Origin of the sequence: Amycolatopsis sp. NPDC047767 (assembly GCF_040704195.1) — a bacterium.
GTDB lineage: Bacteria > Actinomycetota > Actinomycetes > Mycobacteriales > Pseudonocardiaceae > Amycolatopsis.
Genome location: NZ_JBEYSJ010000005.1, coordinates 335,559 through 357,284, shown reverse-complemented (window position 1 = coordinate 357,284; position 21,726 = coordinate 335,559). Strand labels below are relative to the sequence as shown.

At 70.1% G+C, this 21,726-nt stretch carries 21 protein-coding genes; 9 read left to right on the top strand and 12 right to left on the bottom strand.

The genetic code is table 11. From position 1 onward, the window contains the following. Positions 1-5 precede the first annotated feature (5 nt). The 4 genes from mnmA to AB0878_RS12670 all read right to left on the bottom strand — a co-directional run bounded on the left by mnmA (position 6) and on the right by AB0878_RS12670 (position 5,065). Entirely contained in the window at positions 6-1,097 is a 1,092-nt protein-coding gene (gene mnmA, locus AB0878_RS12685; protein WP_366579291.1) for a tRNA 2-thiouridine(34) synthase MnmA, read from the bottom strand. A gap of 3 nt (positions 1,098-1,100) precedes the next feature. Next, positions 1,101-2,297 carry a cysteine desulfurase family protein gene (locus AB0878_RS12680; protein ID WP_366579290.1) on the bottom strand — a complete coding sequence of 399 codons (1,197 nt, stop codon included), beginning with the start codon at positions 2,295-2,297 and terminating at the stop codon, positions 1,101-1,103. A 64-nt stretch (positions 2,298-2,361) separates the two neighbouring features. Continuing rightward, positions 2,362-3,732: an MFS transporter gene (locus AB0878_RS12675; RefSeq protein ID WP_366579288.1), complete on the bottom strand. Its 1,371-nt coding sequence runs from the start codon at positions 3,730-3,732 to the stop codon at positions 2,362-2,364. Positions 3,733-3,778: 46 nt separating this feature from the next. Beyond that, entirely contained in the window at positions 3,779-5,065 is a 1,287-nt protein-coding gene (locus tag AB0878_RS12670) for a LuxR C-terminal-related transcriptional regulator (RefSeq protein WP_366579286.1), read from the bottom strand. Positions 5,066-5,214: 149 nt separating this feature from the next. On the opposite strand from AB0878_RS12670, the gene AB0878_RS12665 reads away from it, so the two are divergent. Continuing rightward, positions 5,215-6,120 carry an NADP-dependent oxidoreductase gene (locus tag AB0878_RS12665; RefSeq protein WP_366579285.1) on the top strand — a complete coding sequence of 302 codons (906 nt, stop codon included), beginning with the start codon at positions 5,215-5,217 and terminating at the stop codon, positions 6,118-6,120. Positions 6,121-6,699: 579 nt separating this feature from the next. Here the strand turns inward: AB0878_RS12665 and AB0878_RS12660 are convergent. The 4 genes from AB0878_RS12660 to AB0878_RS12645 all read right to left on the bottom strand — a co-directional run bounded on the left by AB0878_RS12660 (position 6,700) and on the right by AB0878_RS12645 (position 10,321). Then, positions 6,700-7,605: a lysophospholipid acyltransferase family protein gene (locus tag AB0878_RS12660; RefSeq protein WP_366579283.1), complete on the bottom strand. Its 906-nt coding sequence runs from the start codon at positions 7,603-7,605 to the stop codon at positions 6,700-6,702. Next, positions 7,602-8,384, bottom strand: coding sequence for a GNAT family N-acyltransferase (locus tag AB0878_RS12655; RefSeq protein ID WP_366579281.1), 783 nt, complete (start codon positions 8,382-8,384; stop codon positions 7,602-7,604). Before AB0878_RS12655 ends, AB0878_RS12660 begins: the two co-directional genes overlap by 4 nt. A 163-nt stretch (positions 8,385-8,547) precedes the next feature. Beyond that, positions 8,548-9,507, bottom strand: a complete 960-nt coding sequence (locus AB0878_RS12650) for an electron transfer flavoprotein subunit alpha/FixB family protein (RefSeq protein WP_366579280.1) — start codon at positions 9,505-9,507, stop codon at positions 8,548-8,550. A gap of 28 nt (positions 9,508-9,535) precedes the next feature. Next, positions 9,536-10,321: an electron transfer flavoprotein subunit beta/FixA family protein gene (locus AB0878_RS12645; RefSeq protein ID WP_366579278.1), complete on the bottom strand. Its 786-nt coding sequence runs from the start codon at positions 10,319-10,321 to the stop codon at positions 9,536-9,538. Between the two features lie 243 nt (positions 10,322-10,564). Between AB0878_RS12645 and AB0878_RS12640 the strand changes: the two genes are divergently transcribed. Then, the gene (locus AB0878_RS12640; RefSeq protein WP_366579276.1) at positions 10,565-11,401 is read left to right on the top strand and encodes a DegV family protein; all 837 of its coding nucleotides are present in this window, start codon (positions 10,565-10,567) and stop codon (positions 11,399-11,401) included. Here the strand turns inward: AB0878_RS12640 and AB0878_RS12635 are convergent. Next, the gene (locus tag AB0878_RS12635; RefSeq protein WP_366579274.1) at positions 11,382-11,807 is read right to left on the bottom strand and encodes a hypothetical protein; all 426 of its coding nucleotides are present in this window, start codon (positions 11,805-11,807) and stop codon (positions 11,382-11,384) included. The genes AB0878_RS12640 and AB0878_RS12635 overlap by 20 nt on opposite strands. A gap of 53 nt (positions 11,808-11,860) precedes the next feature. Here AB0878_RS12635 and AB0878_RS12630 point away from each other — a divergent pair, with 53 nt between their 5' ends. Genes AB0878_RS12630 through AB0878_RS12620 form a run of 3 tightly spaced genes read left to right on the top strand, consistent with a single transcriptional unit; the run spans position 11,861 to position 14,667 of the window. Next, complete coding sequence (locus AB0878_RS12630; protein ID WP_366579272.1) at positions 11,861-12,634, top strand: class I SAM-dependent methyltransferase; 774 nt, start codon at positions 11,861-11,863, stop codon at positions 12,632-12,634. Further along, positions 12,631-14,163 carry a glycoside hydrolase family 57 protein gene (locus tag AB0878_RS12625; protein ID WP_366579270.1) on the top strand — a complete coding sequence of 511 codons (1,533 nt, stop codon included), beginning with the start codon at positions 12,631-12,633 and terminating at the stop codon, positions 14,161-14,163. Before AB0878_RS12630 ends, AB0878_RS12625 begins: the two co-directional genes overlap by 4 nt. 15 nt (positions 14,164-14,178) lie before the next feature. Beyond that, the gene (locus AB0878_RS12620; protein WP_366579268.1) at positions 14,179-14,667 is read left to right on the top strand and encodes a glutathione peroxidase; all 489 of its coding nucleotides are present in this window, start codon (positions 14,179-14,181) and stop codon (positions 14,665-14,667) included. A 79-nt stretch (positions 14,668-14,746) separates the two neighbouring features. Here AB0878_RS12620 and AB0878_RS12615 read toward each other — a convergent pair whose 3' ends face one another. Then, positions 14,747-16,549, bottom strand: a complete 1,803-nt coding sequence (locus AB0878_RS12615) for a sugar-binding domain-containing protein (RefSeq protein ID WP_366579266.1) — start codon at positions 16,547-16,549, stop codon at positions 14,747-14,749. A gap of 79 nt (positions 16,550-16,628) precedes the next feature. On the opposite strand from AB0878_RS12615, the gene AB0878_RS12610 reads away from it, so the two are divergent. From AB0878_RS12610 to AB0878_RS12600, 3 genes are all read left to right on the top strand, one after another. Next, positions 16,629-17,882 carry a glycosyltransferase family 4 protein gene (locus AB0878_RS12610; protein WP_366579264.1) on the top strand — a complete coding sequence of 418 codons (1,254 nt, stop codon included), beginning with the start codon at positions 16,629-16,631 and terminating at the stop codon, positions 17,880-17,882. A gap of 428 nt (positions 17,883-18,310) precedes the next feature. Next, positions 18,311-18,940, top strand: a complete 630-nt coding sequence (locus AB0878_RS12605; RefSeq protein ID WP_366579262.1) for a phosphoribosyltransferase family protein — start codon at positions 18,311-18,313, stop codon at positions 18,938-18,940. 152 nt (positions 18,941-19,092) lie between these two features. Further along, positions 19,093-19,671, top strand: coding sequence for a metallophosphoesterase family protein (locus tag AB0878_RS12600; RefSeq protein WP_366579260.1), 579 nt, complete (start codon positions 19,093-19,095; stop codon positions 19,669-19,671). 51 nt (positions 19,672-19,722) lie between these two features. Here the strand turns inward: AB0878_RS12600 and AB0878_RS12595 are convergent, their stop codons facing one another. Together AB0878_RS12595 and AB0878_RS12590 are read right to left on the bottom strand one after the other, a co-directional pair. Next, positions 19,723-20,505: a class I SAM-dependent methyltransferase gene (locus AB0878_RS12595; RefSeq protein WP_366579258.1), complete on the bottom strand. Its 783-nt coding sequence runs from the start codon at positions 20,503-20,505 to the stop codon at positions 19,723-19,725. Positions 20,506-20,563: 58 nt separating this feature from the next. Next, positions 20,564-21,022: a nuclear transport factor 2 family protein gene (locus tag AB0878_RS12590; RefSeq protein WP_366579256.1), complete on the bottom strand. Its 459-nt coding sequence runs from the start codon at positions 21,020-21,022 to the stop codon at positions 20,564-20,566. 93 nt (positions 21,023-21,115) lie between these two features. Between AB0878_RS12590 and AB0878_RS12585 the strand changes: the two genes are divergently transcribed. Then, positions 21,116-21,649: a TetR/AcrR family transcriptional regulator gene (locus AB0878_RS12585; protein WP_366579254.1), complete on the top strand. Its 534-nt coding sequence runs from the start codon at positions 21,116-21,118 to the stop codon at positions 21,647-21,649. The last annotated feature ends 77 nt before the right edge of the window (positions 21,650-21,726 follow it).

Sequence of the window (21,726 nt, the reverse complement as noted above, 5' to 3'; positions counted from 1 at the left end):
CGAGATCAACGCGTGCTGGAAATCTTCGCGCTGCCGAGGACGAGATCGCCCGCACCGGCGTCCGGCCGGTACAAGACCACGACCTGCCCCGGAGCAACACCCCGGAGCGGCTCGCGCAGTTGGACGCTGACGTGCTCGCCATTGGCCTCGGCCACGGCTTCGGCGATACCGCCGTGCGCTCGAACCTGCACGACGCATTCGGTCGGACCGTCGAGTACGCGCCCGCCGGGCCAGATCGCCCGGTCGGCCTCGATCACGTCAACGCCGAGGCCGGTCGACGACCCGACCTTCACCGTGCCCGAAACAGGCTCGAGCGAAAGCACGTAGCGGGGTCGCCCATCAGTGGCCGGCGCGTCGATGCCGAGGCCCTTGCGCTGGCCGACGGTGAATCCGTGCACGCCCGTGTGCTGTCCGAGAACGGCTCCAGTCTCCGCGTCGACGAGCTGACCCGGTCGCTGCCCCAGGCGGTTCTCAAGGAACTGCTTGGTGTCACCGTCGGGGATGAAGCAAATGTCGTGGCTGTCCGGCTTGTGAGCCACCGAAAGGCCACGCTGCTCCGCCTCGGCGCGGACGTCCGACTTCCACGAGTCGCCCAGCGGGAACATCGCGTGGCTGAGCTGTTCGGGTGTAAGGGAAGCCAGCACGTATGACTGGTCCTTGCCCTCGTCGGCGCTCCGGCGAAGCTCGAGCTCGCCATCAACCGTCGCCAGGCGCGCGTAGTGGCCAGTGGCCACCGCATCGAAGCCGAGCGCCATTGCCTTTTCCAGCAACGCCTCGAACTTGATCTTCTCGTTGCAAGTCACGCACGGGTTGGGCGTTCGGCCGGCCGCGTACTCACCGACGAACGTCTCGACGACCTCTTCGGTGAAACGCTCGGCGAAATCCCAGATGTAGAAGGGAATCCCGAGGATGTCGGCTGCGCGGCGGGCGTCGTGTGAGTCCTCGATGGTGCAGCAGCCGCGCGAACCCGTCCGCAGCGTGCCTGGTTTCGCGGACAGCGCCAGGTGCACGCCGACGACGTCGTGGCCCGCGTCAACCGCCCGCGCCGCGGCGACGGCCGAGTCGACTCCTCCGCTCATTGCAGCCAGTACCCGCATCGCTTACACCTCTTGCTTCTGGGTCTGCTTGCGCATGCCGGCAAGTCCTGCCTGCCGCGCCCGGGCGACGACCCCGCCGATCTCCCGCGCGAGCGCGGTCACGTCATCCAGTATCGATGTATGGCCCAGCGAGAAGCGCAAGGAGCCGCGCGCAGCCGCGGCGTCGGCGCCCATCGCCAGCAACACGTGGCTCGGCTGGGCGACACCAGCGGTGCAGGCCGAGCCGGTGGAGCATTCGATTCCCTTGGCGTCCAGCAGCATCAGCAGGCTGTCGCCGGCACAGCCGGGGAACGTGAAGTGGGCATGGCCGGGCAGGCGCTCGCCGCGACCGCCGTTGAGGATCGCGTCGGGGACCTCGCGCTGGACCGCCGCGATGAGTTCGTCGCGGAGCTTCTCGACGCGCGCGGCGTATTCGGCGCGGCCCTCGGCCGCCACGCGGACAGCGGTGCCGAAGCTGACGATGGCCGGGACATCGAGGGTGCCGGAACGCACGCTGCGTTCCTGGCCGCCACCGTGCAAAACCGGGGTGCACTCGGTGTCGCGGCCGAGGAGGAGGGCGCCAACGCCGTACGGGCCCCCGAGCTTGTGGCCCGTCAAGGTGAGGGCGGAGGAGCCGCTGGCTGCGAAGTCGACCGGGACGGCGCCGACGGCCTGGACGGCGTCGGTGTGCAGCGGGATGCCGTGCTCGGCGCAGATGGCGGCGAGCTCGGCGATCGGGTTGATGCTGCCGACCTCGTTGTTGGCCCACATGACCGTTGCGAGGGCGACGGTCTCGGGCGAGGACTCGATCGCGGCGCGCAAGGTGGCCGGCGAGACGCGACCCTGGTCGTCGACTTCGAGCCAGGTGATCTCGGCGCCACACTGGGACTCGAGCCATTCGACGGTGTCGAGGACGGCGTGGTGCTCCACGACACTGCACAAGACACGGCGGCGACCACGGTCGGCGTTCTGGCGGGCCCAGTAGATGCCCTTGACCGCGAGGTTGTCACTCTCCGTGCCGCCTCCAGTGAAGATCACTTCGGAGGGGCGGGCGCCCAGGGCTTCGGCAATGATCTCGCGGGACTCCTCCACGACGCGGCGTGCGCGGCGGCCCGAAGAGTGCAGTGCGGAGGCGTTGCCCACGGTGGACAAAGCCTCGGTCATCGCCGCAACGGCTTCGGGCAGCATCGGGGTGGTCGCCGCATGGTCGAGATAGGTCATCGCCACATCAGGGTAGTCCGCTCCAGCCCGTGACGAAGTCCACCCTGGGCCCGGAAGTGGCCTGTCACACCTTCCGCGGCCATCGGCTGGTCACTCGAACTCCCAGCAAAGCGAGCAGAACGAGGGCAACAGCGAGGATCGCCATCGCCGGCGACGGGTGAACGGCCGAGGCGACCACGGCCAGCAGGACGCCGCCGAGGCCGATGAGCAGGGCCGAGCCGACCCAGTCGGCCAGCTGCATCGCGGAGGTGTTGAAGCCGCGTTCGCCTTCCGGGGAGTAGCGGAGCAGGAGGACGGAGATCGCCGGCATGGCGATGCCCATCCCGGCACCGCCGATGGCGCAGATCACGAAGGCCAGCCACGCGGGGCACCAGGGCTGCGCGATGAAGCCGAAGCCCACCAAGGCCACGGCGACCAGGCCGAAGCCGATGCGGAGCGTCGCCTCGCGGGACCAGTCCAGGAACCGTCCCTGAAGTCCGGAGGCGGCCGACCAGCCGAGGGCGGTGATCGTCAACGGCAAGCCGGCCAGGGCGGGGCCGTAGCCGTGGACGGCGCTCATCGTGAGGGGCAGGTAGGCCTCCATCCCTGCGTAGGCGCCGGAAAGCAAAGCGCGGGAGGCGACGACGGTGGGCAGACCGGGGCGGAAGGTCAAAGTGCCTGCGGGGAGCAGCTTCCGAAGCGCCAAACCGAGCGCCACGAGGCCGACGGCCCCGTAGACGAGGGCGAGAGGCGACGGGTGCTGAGCGGCCCACGTCAAGGCGGCGACACCGAGCGCGGCGACGACGGCCGGGACGGCGCCGGCGCGGCGCGCCTCCGCGGCCGGGACGTGATCGGGCAAGCCGCGAACGACGACGACCAGCAGCGCGACGCCGAGGGCGACCAGCGGAACCAGGCCGAGGAATACCCAGCGCCACCCGATGCCGACGGTGATCAGGCCGGCGACCGAAGGGCCGATCACGGCGGGCAGGACCCAGGCGGCGGCGTTCGCGGCGTAGATGACGGGGCGTTCGCGGTCGGTGAACGTCAGGGCGATGAGCAGGGACACCGCGACCAGCAGGAAGCCTGAGCCAAGACCCTGGAGGGCGCGGCCGGCCAGGAGCATGGGCATCGACGTTGCGGTGCCGGCCACCACGAGGCCGGCGGCGAACAGCGCCGGACCGGCCAGGAGCGCGGGTGCCGGGCCGCGACGGTCGCCCCTGCGGCCGGACAGGACGGTCGCGACGACGCTGGCGATCAGGAACGTCGTGAACGGCCACGAGTACAGCGCGAGGCCGTGCAGTTCGGCGACGAGCGTGGGCATGGCCGTGGCGACGCCCATGCTTTCGAAGGCCACCAACGTGACCACGAGCAACAAGCCGATCGTCGTGAGCCGGTGCTCGCGGCTCCACAGCACGCTTCTTCGGGGCTGGGCCTGGGCATCGACGGTTCGGCTCATGATCGACAGCCTGCAACCTCCAGCCCTGTGGAGGTCAAGCCGCTTTTCACGCGGTCCGGTGCACCGCCACCGGATCGAGCCTCAGGTCGCGGGCGAGCGCGGCGGCCTCGCCGCGGGAGCTGACCTCGAGTTTCTCGAGGAGGTTGCGCACGTGGAACTTCACCGTGTGCTCGCTGAGCTGCAGCTGCGCGGCGATCTGACGGTTGCGCAGCCCCTGCGAAATGCCCGAAAGGACTTCGACCTCCCGCGCGTTGAGCCGGTCGAGCGGGCGCAGTTCGGGCGGCTCGACGGTGTCCAGCGGCAGGGCGGCGGTGATCGTCGCGCCCCAGCCCGGGACGGCGTCGACCTCCCAGCTGCCGCCGAGGGGCGTGATGCGTTCGGTGAGGCCCGGGTCGAGGACGACGTCGGGGATGTCCGGCGCGTCGTCGCGGACGGTGATGCGGAGGGCGGCGCCGTCGAGGCGCCAGGAAGCGCGGATGCGGGTCGTGCCGGGGCGGTCGAGGGCCGCGATGACCAGGCCGCGCGTGACGGTGCGGGCCGTGTGGGCGATGTCCTGCCGCAGCTGGCGGTCGTCGGTGGGGGCGACGAGGTCGACGGCGACGTCGGCGTGGCCGACCACCGGCGAAAGCTGGTCGGCGAGCACGCCGAACGCGGCGCGAGCGGACTCCGCGGACAACGCCTGGTCACGGTCCGCAACCGCGCGCAGGTCCAGGAGCGCGCGAGCGGCCAGGTCGGTCGCCGTCTGGCGCGCGGCCGCGTCGCCGAGCCGGCCCGAGCGCAGGACGGCCAGGAGCGCGACGAGCGTGGCCGCGTGCGTCTGGCCGAGGTCGGTGACGGTCTGGGCGCGCGCGGACGCGGCGGCGAGGTTGCTCGCGAGGACGTCGGGACCGGGGTCGACGGCGCGTTGACCGGCGTCTGTGCTGGTCAGGTGCCAGAGACGGGCGGCGAGCCCCAAGGCCTCGGCGGACGGCTCGGCAACGGACGGCACCAGGGCGATCACCGCACCGTTGCCGACGGCGGGACGAGAGGTGAGCAGGACCAGGCGGCGTTCGACGCCGGCGAGCACACCGTCGAGGACCACGGCCTCACCCGGGACGGCTCGCTCGGCGAGGTGGTCCAGCTCCGCGCTGGTCACGGCACCGGTGATGGTCGTGTCGCCGGTGACCTTGAACGGGCTGCGCGGGCAGTCGCCCGTCTGCATGGCGGCCGCGCGGTGCGGCAGCACGGCGGCGAGCTCCTGCGAGAAGCGCGGCAGCATCTCGGGCCGCGGTGCGGAGATGACACGCACGGCGACGTCGAGCACGTGGGCCGGGTTCGTCCAGGAGGCGTCCATGTGTCCACGGTAGGCGCGTACGAAGGGACCGGTCCTGCTCTTCCGGATAGTGAACGCTACTCGTCCGAGCGGTTCGGATCGCGACGCGGGACAGTTGACTCGAAGCAGGACGAACGACCGTCCCGAATCGAAGGAAAGTACGAGGAACCATGCGAGCCATCACCTTCGCCGCGTACGGCGGCCCGGACGTCCTGCAGCTCAGCGACGTCCCGCTGCCCGAACCCGGCCCCGGGCAGGTCCGCGTCGCCGTGCGGCGCGCGGGCGTGAACCCCATCGACTGGAAGATCCGCAGCGGCGCCATGGCCCAGGGCTCCGCGCCGAAGACCCCGCAGATCCCCGGCGCCGAGTTCTCCGGCGTCGTGGACGCGGTGGGCGACGGCGCGACGGTGGCCGTCGGCGACGAGGTCTTCGGGTGGTCGACCACCGGCGCGTACGCGGAGTATGCGCTGGCCACGGCCATCGCCCGCAAGCCGGCCAGCCTGTCGTGGGAAGACGCAGCGGCGTTGCCCGTAGCCGGCGAAACGGCGTTACGCGTCCTGCGGCTGCTGGACGTCAAGGCCGGCGACCTGCTGCTGATCCACGGCGCAAGCGGCACTGTCGGGCGCTTCGCGACGCAGGCGGCCGTCGCGCTCGGGGCAACCGTCATCGGCACGGCGGGACAACGCAGCCTCGACGACGTGAAGTCGCTCGGCGCCATCCCCGTCCTCTACGGCGACGGCTGGCCGGAGCGCGTCCGCGACGCGGCAGACCGGCCGGTGGACGCCGTGTTCGACGCGTCGGGTCACGGCGTGCTGCCGGAGTCCGTGGAGCTTCGCGGGTCGAAGGAGCGGGTGGTGACCATCGCGGACGGGGCGGCGTTCGAGCTCGGGCTGCCGTTCTCGGCCGGTGGCGCGGACGACCAGAAGCCCGAGGTGCTGGAGGAGATCCTCGAGTACGCGGGACGCGGGCTGCAGATCGCGCAGGGCAAGAGTTATCCGCTGGAGGACGCCGCGGCCGCACAGGAGGAGAGTCAGGCGGGGCATCCGGGAGGGAAGATCACGATCGTCGTTTCCTGACGATCTGAGGGGTCGAACGTCTCAGCCGGAGGTGGTTCGGCTGAGACAAGCTCCACCTGATCGTGTGGAGGTCTTCGATCATCACGCCGATTTCTTGGGATAATTGCCTGGTCAGAGAGTTTTGCCGCTGAAAGGCGATGGTGTCGGGTCGGTTGGTGAGGTCTTCTCCGGAGGCTGGTTGGAGGGGTGCTCGCCGACGTTGCCGCTGAGTGGCGACACGCGGGAAACGTCGTCCGGGCTCGGCGTTCTGTGGCTGGCCGGAGAACCGCTCGCACGGGATTTGCCGCTCAGTGGCGACGGCCTGCGAACGGCGCCTGGGGCGACGTCCGCGAGGCGGCAACCAGAGTCCGGCGTCTCACGGCAAGCGCGAACGCGAGGTCGGTCGCACGTGCTTGCCGGGTTTCGCCGTTCAGTGGCGACGCCCAGGCGACGCGACCGCCGCGTCTGAGTAGACAGCGGTTTGCGGGTGTCGCCGCTCAGTGGCGACGCGAGCGTTGCATCAGAGCAAAACAGTGGTTCGCGGGTGTCGCCGTTCAGTGGCGACACCCGCGAACCTGCAGGTCAAGCATCAAAGCCGGCTCAGTGAACCGGCTGCGCCTCGGCCGTCTCGACGGACGCCTTGGCCGGAGGAGCCGTGGACACCCGACGGCGACCCTGGGCCGGGATCCGGACTGTCCCAAGCGCCGAGTGCACCGACGCCTCCGCAAGGGCGGCGAGCGAGCGGCGGTCTTCCGCACGCCCCGGGGCGATCTCAGGGCAGACATGCGCCTCGAGGACCAAGCCGCGCAGCGAGGCCACTCGCCGCAGGGAGGCGATGAGGGACTCCGGTCCGATGAAGGCCGGCATGCTGGTCTCGCGGCCGTCGGCGAGGCGGTAGCGCAGGGCGATGGGGCGGACGGGCACGCCACCGTCGATGGCGGCCTGGAAGGTGGCCGTGGTGAAGCGGCCCGACGCGAGGCCGCACCACGTGGTGCCTTCGGGGGTGACGTTGACGAGCGAGCCGGAGCGCAGGGCGTCGGCGAGCTCGGTCATGGTGTCGGGCAGCGTGCGGAGGCGTTCGCGGTCGAGGAAGATGCTGCCGCCGCGGCGGACGAGGGTGCCGAGGACCGGCCAGGAGCCGATTTCGACCTTCGCGAGGGCGCGCATCGGACGCAGGGCGTTGATGGCGACGATGTCCAGCCACGAGATGTGGTTGTTCACCACCAGCGCGCCGCGGCCGGCGGGGGCGGCGAGGAAGTCGGCGCCGCCCTGGACGACCAGCTTCACGCCGAACGCGCGCAGGACCGAGTGGAAAATGGTCCGGACCAGGCGTTCCCGGCCCCGGCCGCGCAGCACGAGCAGCATGGGCGCGGTCAGGAGAGCCGCGAGGACGACGCCGATCGCAGACGCGAAGCGAACCACGCGGCGCGGGAACGAGACTGTGGCAGCGCCTTCGGTGAGGCAGCCATCGCCGCAGGGCGACGTCGGCATCCAGGCGTGGCTCATACCTGCACTCCGAGGAAGAACTTCAGGTAACGCTCGTCGATCTTGTGCAGGTCGAGCAGCACGAAGAAGTCGGCGACGCCGAAGTCCTCGTCGAGTGCCGGCGGGCCGCAGACCTCGGCGCCGAGCCGCACGTAGCCCTTGATCAGCGGCGGCAGCATGGCGCGGTCGGGGCGGGCGACGGAGTCGGAATCCCACGGGTGCAGCGGCGAAACGCGGCGCGTCTCGTCGGCGTAGTGCTTGGCGCGCAACACATCCCAGACGCCGGCGGCGTAGCTGCCGCCGTCGCTCAGTGGCACGGACGCGCAGCCGGCGAGGTAGCGGTGGCCGGAAAGCAGCATGTACCGCGCGATCCCCGCCCACACCAGGCTCACGACGGCGCCGCTGCGGTGGTCCGGGTGAACGCAGGAGCGGCCGGTCTCGACGAGCGTCGAGCGCAGGCCGGAAAGGGCTGTCAGGTCGAATTCGCTGTCGGAATACAGGCTGCCGGCCTGCGAGGCGCGCTCCGGCGGCAGCATGCGGTAGCAGCCGACGATGTCGCCGGTCTTGTCGTCGCGCACCACGAGGTGGTCGCAGAACTCGTCGAAGTAGTCGACGTCGAGACCAGGCTTCAGGGAATTGAGGTGGGCCCCCATCTCCTCGGCGAAAACCTGGTGCCGCAGCTTCTGCGCGGCGAGCACTTCTTCGTTCGCGTGGGCCACGAGCAGGGAGTACCTCGGCGCATCGGCCGGGAGCTCGACACCCGCCTGATCAGTGCTGACGAGGAGCTGAGACGACGTCATGAACACTGTGTACCTGCGACCTGGAAACCGCGGAGAGTGCCAATCGATGACCGATTAGTGCACGTTGAGTTAATTGCAGGTTCTCAGGCTTTTCTCAGGGTCCGACATACGCCGAAGGCCGCTGAGCGGTACATCGCCCAGCGGCCTTCGGTGCGGGAAAACGTCAGCCCTTGCGCTTCTCCACGGCCTCCGTCAGCTGCGGCGCGACGTTGAACAGGTCGCCCACGATGCCGAAGTCGGCGATCTCGAAGATGGGCGCCTCGGCGTCCTTGTTGACGGCGATGATCGTCTTCGACGTCTGCATGCCGGCGCGGTGCTGAATCGCTCCGGAGATGCCGAGCGCGATGTACAGCTGCGGCGACACCGTCTTGCCGGTCTGGCCCACCTGGAACTGCGCCGGGTAGTAGCCGGAGTCGACGGCCGCGCGCGAAGCGCCGACAGCCGCGCCGAGCGAGTCGGCCAGCTTCTCGACGACGTCGAACTTCTCGGCCGAACCGACACCGCGGCCACCGGAGACGACAATCGACGCCTCGGTGAGCTCCGGACGGTCGCCACCGACGATCGGCTCAATGCCGGTCACCTTCGCGGACTTCGCCGCGTCCTGCGCCGGAATCTCGACGGTCTCTTCAGCGGCAGCACCGTCGGCGGCCTCGGCCTCGACGGCACCCGGACGCACCGAGATCACCGGCGTGCCCTTGGCAGCCTTGGACTTCACGGAGAACGCGCCACCGAAGATGGACTGGTCCACCGAACCGTCGGCGTTCACGCCCACCGCGTCGTAGAGCAGACCGGAGCCCAGCCGCACGGCGACGCGCGCCGCCACCTCCTTGCCCTCGGCGCTGGCGGCGACGAGCACGGCAGCCGGCGAAGCCTGCTCCGCAAGCTTCGTCAGCACGTCGACCTTCGGGGTCACCAGGTAGCTCGTGGCGTCGTCGCCCTCGGCGACGTAGACCTTCGCGGCGCCGTGGCCGGCGAGCGCTTCCTTGGCCTTGGCCGCGGTGCCCGTGGGGCCCACGACGACGGCCGAGGGCTCACCCAGCGCGCGGGCGGCGGTCAGCAGCTCGAGCGTGACCTTCTTGACATCACCGTCGACGTGGTCGACGAGGACGAGTACTTCAGCCATTTTTCGTGATCCTCCTCGAAACCGTGTCTCAGATGAGCTTCTGCGCGACCAGGTACTCGGCGACCTTGGTGCCGCCGTCGCCCTCGTCCTCCACCTTCTCGCCCGCGGTGCGCGGCGGCTTCGGGGACGACTCGAGCACGGTGGACCACGCGTTGGCGAGGCCGACCTCGCCCGCGTCGATGCCGAGGTCGGCGACGGTGAACGTCTCGACCGGCTTCTTCTTGGCGGCCATGATGCCCTTGAACGACGGGTAGCGCGGCTCGTTGATCTTCTCGCCGACGCTCACGAGCGCCGGCAGATTCGCCTCGAGGTGGGTGATGCCGTCCTCGGTCTCGCGGTCGGCCTTCACACTGGAGCCCTCGACGGTCAGCTGGCGCACGTAGGTCAGCTGCGGCAGGCCGAGCAGCTCGGCGACGATCGCCGGCACGGCGGCGCCGCGGCCGTCGGACGCCTCGTTGCCGGCGATGATCAGGTCGTAACCCTCGACCTTGCCGATCGCGGCGGCCAGCACCTTGGCGGTGGCGATGGCGTCGGAGCCGTGCAGCGCCTCGTCGGAGACGTGGATGGCCTTGTCGGCGCCCATGGACAGCGCCTTGCGGATGGCGTCGGTGGCGCGGTCGGGGCCGACGGAGATCACGGTGACCTCGCCCTCGCCCGCCTCCTTGATCTTCAGCGCCTCTTCGACGGCCTTCTCGTTGATCTCGTCGAGCACGGCGTCTGCGGATTCGCGGTCAAGTGTGTTGTCGGCACCGGAGAGCTTCCGCTCCGAATAGGTGTCCGGTACCTGCTTGACCAGGACAACGATGTTCGTCATGGGTCTTCTTCGACCTCCCGGTTGGGGCCGGCTCTCGGCCGCGGGACAGTGCTCTACTGGCCGGTAGATTAGGGCCATTCAGGCGGCGGGACCCGCCGAGGTGACGGCATTCACCTGGATGAGCAATCTTTTGAGACCATCGTCCCGATAGTCCGCCGGTTAACCCGTCCAGCACACCGCTCGCCCGATCGGACCAACGGTGGGCTACTGGCAGTAGGCCGACAGGCGTTAACCTCCCCGACCATGCCCGCGCACATCGCCGTAGTCACGGACTCGACCTCGTGCCTGCCCGACAAACTCGCCGCCCGTTGGGGCATCGGCGTGGTGCAGGTTCAGCTGCACGTCGGGGATCAGACGGACGACGAACACCGGTTCGACCGCAACGAGCTCATCGCCGCCATGAAAACCGGCCACAGCGTCACCACCTCGCCGCCCGACCCGGGTGCGTTCTTCTGGACGTACCAGGACGCCGCCGCACGCGGCGCGTCCGCCATCGTCAGCCTGCACATCTCCGGCCGCCTTTCGGAGACCGTGCAGGCGGCCCGCGAGGCGGCGCAGCAGGTCCGGATCCCCGTGCACATCATCGACAGCGGAACGGCCAGCATGAGCCTCGGTTACGCAGCGGTGTCCGCCGCGCGCGTCGCCGGCGCCGGGGGCCAGCTCGCGCGCGTGCTCGAAGCCGCCGAGCGCCGCGTTCGCGCCGCCACCGAGCTGATCTACGTGGACACGCTCGAATACCTCCGGCGCACGGGACGCGTCGGAGCCGCCCAGTCGTTGGTGGGTACGGCGTTCTCGATCAAGCCGTTGCTCACCGTGCGTAACGGTGAAGTGTCGCCGCTGGCGCGCGTTCCCGGCACGAAACGCGCGATGAACCGTCTGGTGGACCTCGCGGTGAAGGCCGCGGGCGACCAGCGCGTGGACATCGCGGTGACGCGCTTCGGCTCCGACGAAACCGAGGTCGTGCGGCGCCTCAGGGACCGCATCCCCGGGATCACGGACGTCGTGGTCGGCGACGCGAGCACGGTGATCGGCGCGCACGTCGGCCCGGGCGCGCTGAGCATCACGGTGTCGCCGAGCTGACCGGCTTCCGTCCCGGTACGAGCAGCACGACGAGCGGCACCAGCACGCCCAGCGCGAGCGTTGACAGGATCATTACTCGGTCGCCCGTCGCGAAGTGGCCGACGTGCCCGAGGTGGTAGACAAAGTGCGGCACGGCGAACAGCAGCGCCGCGACGGCCGCCAGGCGCGCGACGGCTGTGGTGCCGATCACGGCGGCGCCGGTCAGCGTCGCGGCCAGCGCCAGATTGAGGGCGCCGAAGTCGCGGATGAGGTGTTCGTCGAACGCTCCGTCCATGCTGACCCAGCCGTGGCGGAAGCCGGGAAAGTCCTGGTAGAAGCCCAGGGGCGACAGGAGTGGCCACAGCCCCGTCGCCGCCGTGACGACGCCGAGCAGCACCAGCAGTACGCGCGTGAGGGTCCGTTGCATGGGGCGGGAACGAGACGGCGGTCGGGAACGTGACACGCGCTAGGGTCGCGCAGGTGACCAACGCAGCCACCCGGGCCGAGGCACTTCACCTCACCGGCGAACGGACCGTCCCCGGCATCCCCGAGGAGAACTACTGGTTCCGTCGCCACGAAGCCGCCTACGTCGCCCTGCTCCCCCACTGCGCCGGCGCGATGGTGCTGGAGGCGGGCTGCGGCGAGGGTTACGGCGCGGGTCTGATCGCGAAGACGGCGCGACGCGTGCTGGCGCTGGACTACGACGTGCCGACGACGGAGCACGTCGCGCGCCGGTACCCGGAGGTCGCGGTGGCACGCGCGAACCTGGCGTATTTGCCGTTGAGGGGCGAATCCGTGGACGTGGTCGCGAACTTCCAGGTGATCGAGCACCTGTGGGACCAGGACGGGTTCCTCGCCGAGTGCTTCCGCGTGCTGCGGCCGGGCGGGAAACTGCTGGTCACGACGCCGAACCGGCTCACGTTCACGCCGGACTCCGACACGCCGCTGAACCCGTTCCACACGCGGGAGCTCGCACCGTCCGAATTGGACGGTCTGCTGCGCGCCGCCGGGTTCGCCGTCCAAATGCTACAAGGGTTGCATCACGGGGACCGGCTGCAGGATCTGGAACGCGCGTACGGCGGCTCGATCATCGACGCGCAGCTCGAAGTGGTGATGGGCTCGCTGCCCGGGCAGGCCGTGTGGCCGGCGGGGTTGCTCGCCGACGTCGCGGCGATCGGGGCGGAGGACTTCTCCGTCCGCGGTGCTGACCTGGACGCGAGCCTCGATCTGGTCGCGGTGGCGGTGCGCCCGTGACTCCGCCCGCCTCGGAAGGCACGTTCTGCCTCGTGCTGCACAGCCACCTGCCCTGGTTGCCGCACCACGGCAGCTGGCCCGTCGGCGAGGAGTGGCTCTACCAGGCGTGGGCGCATTCGTACCTGCCGGTCGTCGACCTGCTGCAGCGTTTCGCCGCTGAGGGGCGACGCGACGTCCTGACGCTCGGCATGACGCCCGTGCTCGCGGCGCAGCTCGACGATCCGTACGCGATCCGCGCGTGCCACGACTGGCTCGGCCATTGGCAGCTGCGCGCGCAGCACGCGTCGACGCTGTGGGGCGGCGACCCGCTCCTGCGCGACCTGGCCGCGGCCGAACACCAGACGGCCGCGCGCGCGACGGAGCAGCTGGAGACGCGCTGGCGCCACGGGTTCTCGCCGATCCTGCGGTCGCTTGTGGACAGTGACACGATCGAGCTGCTGGGGGGACCGCTCGCGCACCCGTTCCAGCCGTTGCTGGACGAGGACGTCCGCTCGTTCGCCCTGCGCGAAGGCCTAGCCGATACGCAGCTGCGCGCCGGGCGGCGGCCGGAGGGCATCTGGGCTCCGGAATGCGGCTACGAGCCCGGCATGGAGCGCGGTTACGCGGCGGCCGGCGTGCAGCGGTTCCTGGTCGACGGGCCGTCGCTGCACGGCGACACGTCGGCGGCGCGCACGGTGGGCTCCTCGGACGTGATGTGTTTCGGGCGCGACCTCGAGGTGACGTACCGCGTCTGGTCGCCGAAAGCCGGCTACCCCGGCCACGCGGCGTACCGCGATTTCCACACGTGGGCGCACGAAGTGGGGTTGAAGGCTTCGCGCGTCACCGGCAAGCAGGTGCCGCCCCACGAGAAGGCGCCGTACGACCCGGCGCTGGCGGCCGGTGTGCTCGGTACGCACGTGAAGGACTTCGTCGACACGGTCGTCGCGCGGCTGCGTTCGCTGCGGGAGCAGCACGGGCGCGAGTCGCTGGTGGTCGCGGCGTACGACACGGAGCTGTTCGGGCACTGGTGGCACGAGGGTCCCGCGTGGCTTGAGGGCGTTCTGCGTGCGTTGCCCGAGGCGGGTGTGCGCGTGACGACGCTGAAGGGCGCACTGGAGGCCGGCCACGTGGGGGCGCCGATCGACTTGCCGGCGTCGTCGTGGGGCTCGGGCAAGGACTGGCGCGTGTGGGACGGCGAGCAGGTGGCCGACATGGTGCAGGACAACACCGCGTTGCAGAAACGCTTGCTGGACCTCGTTTCCGGGCACTTCGGGGAGCACGGGGGGACCGCTCGCGACACCGTGGCCGATCAGGCCGTCGCGGAGGCGATGCTGGCGTTGTCGAGCGATTGGGCGTTCATGGTCACCAAGGACTCCGCCGCGGACTACGCGCGCCGGCGCGCCCGCGTGCACACCTCGCGGTTCGACGAGCTCGCCGGGCTGCTGCGCTCCGGCGACCGGGCCCGCGCGCACGAGCTCGCGGCGGAGTACCGCCGCGCCGATGGACCGTTCGGACAGCTGGACGCACGGCAGCTGCTGCCACACAAGTGAAAGGGACACCGAGGAATGAGCATTCGCGACATCCCGCTGAAGACGCTCTCGGGTGAGGACACCACCCTGGGCGCGCTCGGCGGCAAGGCGCTGCTGGTGGTCAACGTCGCCTCGAAGTGCGGCCTGACCCCGCAGTACACCGGCCTGGAGCGGCTGCAGGAACGCTACGGCGACAAGGGTTTCTCCGTCGTCGGGTTCCCGTGCAACCAGTTCGCCGGCCAGGAGCCCGGGACGGCCGACGAGATCCAGACATTCTGCTCCACCACCTACGGCGTCACCTTCCCGCTGTTCGAGAAGGTCGAGGTGAACGGCGACGACCGTCACCCGCTGTACTCCACGCTCACCCAGACCGCGGACGCAGAGGGTGAAGCGGGCGACGTGCAGTGGAACTTCGAGAAGTTCCTGATCAGCTCCGACGGTGATGTCGTGGGCCGATTCCGTCCGCGGACCGAGCCCGAGGACGACACCGTGGTGAAGGCGATCGAGGCTGTGCTGCCTGCCTGATTTTGACGTCGGCGAAGGGCGGGGACTCCGTTGGGGTTCCCGCCCTTTTTCCGTGTCGCCGTTCAGTGGCGAAACGTCTCTAGCTGGGGTTTTGCTGCTCCTGGGCGGCTTCGACGGCCGGGGACGAGCCGCGGGCGATGACGGCGCGGTTGCGGGCCGCCGCGACATCCGCGTCGAGTTTGGTCAAGCGGCGGTCGTAGGTGAGGAGGCCGTTGACCTCGTTTTCGACGTCCGTGGTCTGGGTGTAGATCGCGCCTGAGAGGCCCAGTTCGTCCACGAGGGATTCCAGCCGGGTGCTGAGCTCCGCGTAACGGCGCGTGAGGTGCTCGGCGTCAGCGGTCATCTCGTACGCGTTGGGCGGGCCGGGCCAGCGGTGGTCGTCGAGGACGAGACCGAGGCCACCGTACTCACCGTCGACGAGCGCGCGGTGGTCCTGCACGCGCGGCTCGCCGGGGCCGACGTAAGTGTGGTCGTCGTAGACGTCGCCGGCACCCACGTCGGTGCGGGAGAAGCAGCAGTTGACGCCGCTGTTGGCCACGACGAGGCGAGTCGGGTCGAGTTCCTTCACCAGCTCGGCGATCCGCGCCGTGTCGAACTCGCCCCAGCCCTCGTTGAACGGCACCCACGCGACGATCGACGGCACGTTGCGCAGCTGCCGCACCATTTCCCGCAGCTCGGCCTCGAAGCGTTCCTTACCCTCGGGCACCGGGTCCGGCGCCGGCCCGGGCGGCCCGTCGAACGACACCACCAGCGACGGCATGTCCTGCCACACGAGCAGCCCCATCCGGTCGGCCCAGTGGTACCAGCGCGCGGGCTCGACCTTCACGTGCTTGCGCACGAAGTTGAAGCCGAGCTCTTTCGTCTTTTCGAGGTCGAACCGCAGGGCGTCGTCGGTGGGCGCGGTGTAGCCGCCGTCGGGCCAATAACCCTGATCGAGCGGGCCGTGGAGGAAGGTGATCCGCCCGTTGAGGGCGATGCGGGGGCGGCCGGCGGCGTCCGGGACGAGCTCCACGGTGCGCAGGCCGCCATAGCTGGTGACCTCGTCGAGCACCTCGCCGTGGTGGTCGAGCAGGCGCACGGTGAGGTCGTAGAGATACGGATCGTCGGGAGTCCACCAGTGGGGCTCCGGGACGTCCGCCCGCAGCCGCGTGCCGACCGCTCCGCGGACGCTCACGATCTCGTCGCCGCTGGGTGGCGAAACGCTCAGCTCGACCTGCGCGCCACCCTTGATCTGCGGAAACACGGTGAAGCCCGCGAGGTCCGGAGTGATCTCCAGGTCCTCGATGCGGTCGGAGGGCACCGGTTCGAGCCACACCGGTTGCCAGATCCCGGACGTCGGCGTGTAGCAAATGCCGCCCGGCGCGTTGCGCTGCTTGCCGAGCGGGAACGGCGAGATGTCGGTGCGGTCCTCGGCGCGAACGGTCAGTTCCTGCGGCCCGGACGCACGCAGCGCATTGGTGACATCCGCCTCGAACGCCGTGTAGCCACCCTCGTGGGTGACCACGAGCTGGTTGTTCACCCAGACCTTCGCCGTCTGGTCGACCGCGCCGAAGTGCAGTAGCACCCGTTCGCCACGCCAGTCGTCCGGGACCACGAACAACCGCCGGTACCAGACGACCTCGTCGCGCCGGTTGATCCCGGAGAGTGCCGATTCCGGTGCGAAGGGGACCAAGATGCGCTCGCCGTAGCCGACGGGCCGGGGTCCCTCGGGCGAGGACGGCCACCCCGCGTAGTCCCAGACGCCGTTGAGGTTCAGCCACCGCGGCCGCCTCAGCTGCGGTCTGGGGTAGTCGGAGAGCACGTCGGAGGGGCTGACGAGGTCGGTCCACGGCGTCGTCAGGGGCGGGTCCGCGCGCTGCCACTCGGGCTGGCTGGAAGTCATCACCTCCGATGGTGACAGAGTTCGAAGGCGGCGACAGCCGGGCCGCCCGGCGGAAGCGACTGGCGAGTAACCTCTGGCCATGCGCGTGCTGATGTTGTCGTGGGAGTACCCGCCCGTGGTCATCGGCGGGCTCGCCCGGCACGTGCACGCGCTGGCCCGGCACCTCGCCCAGCAGGGCCACGACGTGGTGGTTCTCTGCCGTCACCAGGCCGGCACCGACGCGTCGACGCACCCGCGCAGCGACCGCGACGTCGAGGGCGTGCGGCTGATCCGCGTGGCCGAGGACCCGATGCACCTGACGTTCGAGCGCGACCTCGTCGCCTGGACGCTCGCCATGGGACACGCCATGATCCGCGCCGCGCAGGACCTGCTGCGCACGTGGCAGCCCGACGTCGTCCACGCGCACGACTGGCTCGTGACCCACCCGGCGATCGCCATCGCCGAGGCCGCGCGGGCGCCGCTCGTCGGCACCGTGCACGCGACCGAGGCGGGCCGGCATTCCGGCTGGCTTTCGCACCCGCTCAACCAGCAGGTGCACTCCGTCGAGTGGTGGCTGGCCAACCGCGCCGACGCGGTCATCACGTGCTCGCAGGCGATGCGCAAGGAAGTGGCGCACCTGTTCGAGATCGAGGCCGCCGACGTCACCGTGATCCACAACGGCATCGAAGAACGCAGCTGGCGCGTCTCGGCCGCCGAGGTGGCGAAGATGCGCGAACGGCACAGCCCCGACGGCGCGCCGTTCCTGCTGTTCTTCGGCCGGCTGGAGTGGGAGAAGGGCGTGCAGGACCTGCTGGCCGCGCTCCCCCGCATCCGTCGCCAGTTTCCAGGCACTCGGGTGGTCGTTGCCGGTAAGGGACGACACCACGACGAGCTGGTCGCGCAGGCGCGCAAGCTGCGGATTCGCCGCGCGGTGGACTTCGTCGGTCACCTGCCCGACCGCGACCTGCGCGCGCTGCTGGCCGCGGCGGACGCGGTGGTGCTGCCGAGCCGGTACGAGCCATTCGGGATCGTCGCCCTGGAGGCCGCGGCCGCGAAGGCGCCGCTCGTCGCGTCGACGGCGGGCGGACTCGGCGAGGTGGTCGTCGACGGGGAGACGGGCCTGGCGTTCGAACCGGGCGACGTCGCGGGTCTGGCCACGGCGGTCACGACCGTCCTGGGCGACGCCGTCGCCGCGACCCGACGCGCGCGAGCGGCCCAGTCGCGCCTCGCGGCGGACTTCGACTGGGGACGCATCGCCGAGGCGACCGCGGAGGTCTACCGGCGCGCGCGCATGGGTGAACCGATCGAGCTGGGACGCCCGAAGATCGCGACGGGCAACGCGTTCGAACTCTGAATCGGCCCGCCGTCAGAAGTGGCAGGGCCGGACGCACGCGGCGTGCGCCTACGCGGGCGCCGAAACCGCCGGCGTCGCGGTGAGAGCAACGGCGAAAACGGCGAGTAAAGCAGCGACGACGGCTCTGGATCTGCTGGTCACGACGGCTCCTTGGATTTTCGGTGGGTGTTCGAAGCATCCGTCGGTCGTCGCGCGCGAAACAATGGGGGAAGCAGTAGGTAGGCCTACCTGAACGCGGCGAGTGACCGGTTCGTCCGGCTTCGTCGCGGGAACGTGGAACGCATGGTGTCGCCGCTCATCGACCACGCGGCCGGGCTCGTCCCGGCTGTCGTCGGGATGCGTTGTGCGCCAGTCTTTTGCCGTTTTTCGACCCATGGATTGTTCAACGATCCGCGTTCCGCCCTGCCTGGGCCGGTGACGAGGCCGTGGTGAGGACATTGTTCTTCGATCGAATCGACGCCGGACGGCGACTCGGGCGGATCCTGGCCAGGCAGCCGTGGGTCGAACCTGTCGTGCTCGGGTTGCCCCGTGGGGGCGTGCCGGTGGCGGCCGAGGTCGCCAAGGTACTCGGGGCTCCGCTGGACGTCGTGGTCGCTCGGAAGATCGGGGCGCCTGGGCGGCGAGAGTTCGGCGTCGGCGCGGTGACGGCGGAGGGGCCGCCCTACTACTCGACGCCGGCGTTGCGCGCGTTCGGGCTCACGCCGAAGGCGATGGAGCCGGCGTGTGCGCTCGAGCGGGCCGAGGCGCGTCGCCGTTTGGCGGCCTATCGCGACGGGCGCGCGGAAGTCGCGGTGGCCGGCCACGACGTGATCGTGGTCGACGACGGACTGGCGACCGGCGTCACCGCGATGGCCGCCGTCCGCGACCTTCGCGACGCGCGACGCGTGGTGCTGGCTGTACCGGTGTGCGCGCCGGACGCCGTCGCGGAGTTCGAGGGCGAGGTGGACCAGTTCATCGCCGTCGCCGCGCCGAGGCGATTCAGCGCCGTGGGCCGTTGGTACGTCGACTTCACCCAGGTGTCGGACGCGACCGTGATGCGGCTCCTCGGGAAGGGATGAAGGGGACCTTCATCCCACTATCCACAACGGACAGTGACGATCGCCGCCGAACGGCGAAAATCCCTGGCACGATCGGCGGTTCAGGGCGCAAGGTATGCGTGCGTCGCCACCCCGGCGATGGGCCGACGTCGACAATGAGGAGAAGCCCGATCATGGACGTCTGGTTCACCGCCGACACCCACTTCGACCACCAGCTGGTGGCCGGCCTGCGCGGGTTCGAGTCGCCGCCCGAGCACGATGAGTTCGTGGTCGAGCGGTGGAACGCCACCGTCCGGCCGGGCGACCAGGTTTGGCACTTGGGCGACGTCGGCATGGGCCGGCTGGCGCGATTCTCCGACACGCTTCGGCAGTTGAACGGCGAGATCCACCTCATCACCGGCAACCACGACGAGCCGTGGCCGGGGCTGCGCCAAGCGCATCGGCACCAACGCGCGTGGCTGGAGCATTTCGCCACGGTGCAAGCGTTTGCGCGCCGGCTGATCGCGGGGCAGAACGTGCTGCTCAGCCATTTCCCCTACGAAGGCGACCATGTCGGCGAGGACCGCGGGTCGCAGTACCGCCTGCCCGACGAGGGGCTGTGGCTGCTGCACGGTCACGTCCACGGCGCGTGGCGCAAGCGGGGCCGGCAGCTGAACGTCGGGATGGACGTGAACGACCTTCGCCCCCTTCACCTCGACGCCATCACCACGGAGTTGGCCGAGCTCGGAAGTCCGGCCGAAACCGGCCTCTGACCAGCGAAATCCTGCTGTCGGTGATCTGTTGCCGCTCAGTGGCGACGAGGCTCAGGGCACGCGGCCGGTCAGGATCGTCACGCGCACCGGTTCGCTGAACGGCGCGTGAGGCTCGATCGCCGAGCGGATGCGGTTCTCGAAGGCCGGCCGTTCGCCGCTGGGTGGTAACTCGTCCTCACCCATGGCCGAGTAGACGCCGCCGATGATCTCGTCGGCGGTGAGGTCGCCCGTGTAGTCAATGGTGCGGAGGCCGACGTCGTAGCCGGCGCCGGTCAGTGCGGCGCGGTAGCGGTCCTGGCTGGCGTCGTCCGTTCCGCAGGTCGCCGTGAGGGGGTGGCCGAACCAGTCGGACAGCACGTTGAGCAGCGCTCGCGACCAGTCGCTGTCTTGGAGCCAAAGCGGCGAACCGTTGGTGACCACCGCGATGCCGCCGCCCGGCCGGAGCATGGGCTTCACGGCGGCGAACAACGTCGGGTGGTCCATCCAGTGCAGCGCTTGCCCGATCGTGACGGCGCCGAGCCCGTCGAGCAGGGAACTCAGCGCGGTGACGTCGGTGTCGCCGCCCAGGAGCCACGACGCGTTGGTCACGCTCGCGTCGGCCGCGGCGCGGCGGGCGCGCGAAAGCATGTCGGGTGAGGGGTCCATGCCCGCGACCGCGCGGACCCGCGCGGCCATCGGCAAAGCGAGCTGTCCCGTGCCACACCCGAGGTCGAGGACCACGTCGTCCCCGGCCAGGGCGAACTCGGCGGCGATCGCATCGAACACCGCCGTCGGGTAGCCGCGGCGATAGCGGTGGTAGAACTCCGTGACTTCTCCGCTGAATCCCAGGCTCATGACTGGATCCTGGCGGCACGTCAGGGAGAAATCACGCGCGTTCGCTCACGGCCGAGGATCAGAAGATCGGGAACTCTTTGCCGTATTCGGATTCCGGGCGCTTGCCGAAGATCCAGCGTTCGCTTTCCGCGATCGGGCGGTCGTTGATGCTCGCCTCGCGGCGGCGCATGAGGCCTTCGTCGCTGAACTCCCACAGCTCGTTGCCGTAGCTGCGGAACCACTGGCCCTCGGCGTTGTGCGACTCGTACTGGAACCGCACGCCGATGCGGTTGCCGCGGAAGCCCCACAGTTCCTTGCGCAGCGCGTAGTCGAGCTCGCGCTCCCACTTCTGGGTCAGGAACTTGACGATCTCCGCGCGGCCGACGACATACTGGTCGCGGTTTCGCCACACGGAGTCCTCGGTGTAGGCGAGCGAGACCTTCTCGGGGTCACGCGTGTTCCAGGCATCCTCGGCGGCCTGGACTTTCTGGCGGGCGGTGTTCTCGTCGAACGGCGGGAACGGCGGACGCGGTGTCATGGCGGGCTCCTGCGCGGATCACGGGAGAACGTGCGTTCTCCCTGGTTCGGCTAGCATAGAGAACGTTGATTCTCCACACCAGAGGGACACGACGTGAACACCGCGGAAGCGACCGAACGGCTACTCGAGGCCGCCGAAGACCTGTTTTATGCCCAGGGCGTGCAGTCCGTGGGCATGGACGCCGTGCGCAGCCGCTCCGGCGTCTCGCTCAAGCGGCTCTACCAGGTGTTCCCGTCCAAGGACGACCTCGTGGCCGCCTACCTGAACACGCGCGACGAACGCTGGCGCCGGTCGCTGCGCGACTTCGTGGCCGCCCGGGGCGACGACCCGTTGGCCGTTTTCGACTGGCTGCACGAGTGGTTCAGCGAGCCCGACTTCCGGGGCTGCGCGTTCGTGAACTCCTTCGGCGAGTTCGGGACGCTCGCGCCCGGCGTCGCCGCGGCCATCCACCACCACAAGGACGAAGTACGCGCGTACCTGCGCCGGCTGGTCGCCGACGACGACCTCGCCGACCAGCTTTTCTCCCTCATGGAGGGGGCCACCGTGCTCGCCGCGATCAAGGGCGACCCCGGCGAGGCCGGCACGGCCCGCGCGGCGGCGGCGACGCTGTTGGCCGCGCGGCGATAACCCGCGGCCCTGAATTCGCCGATGAACGGCCAATCAGACTGTCGGGGATTCGTCGCCGCACAGTCAGTCGGGCGTCG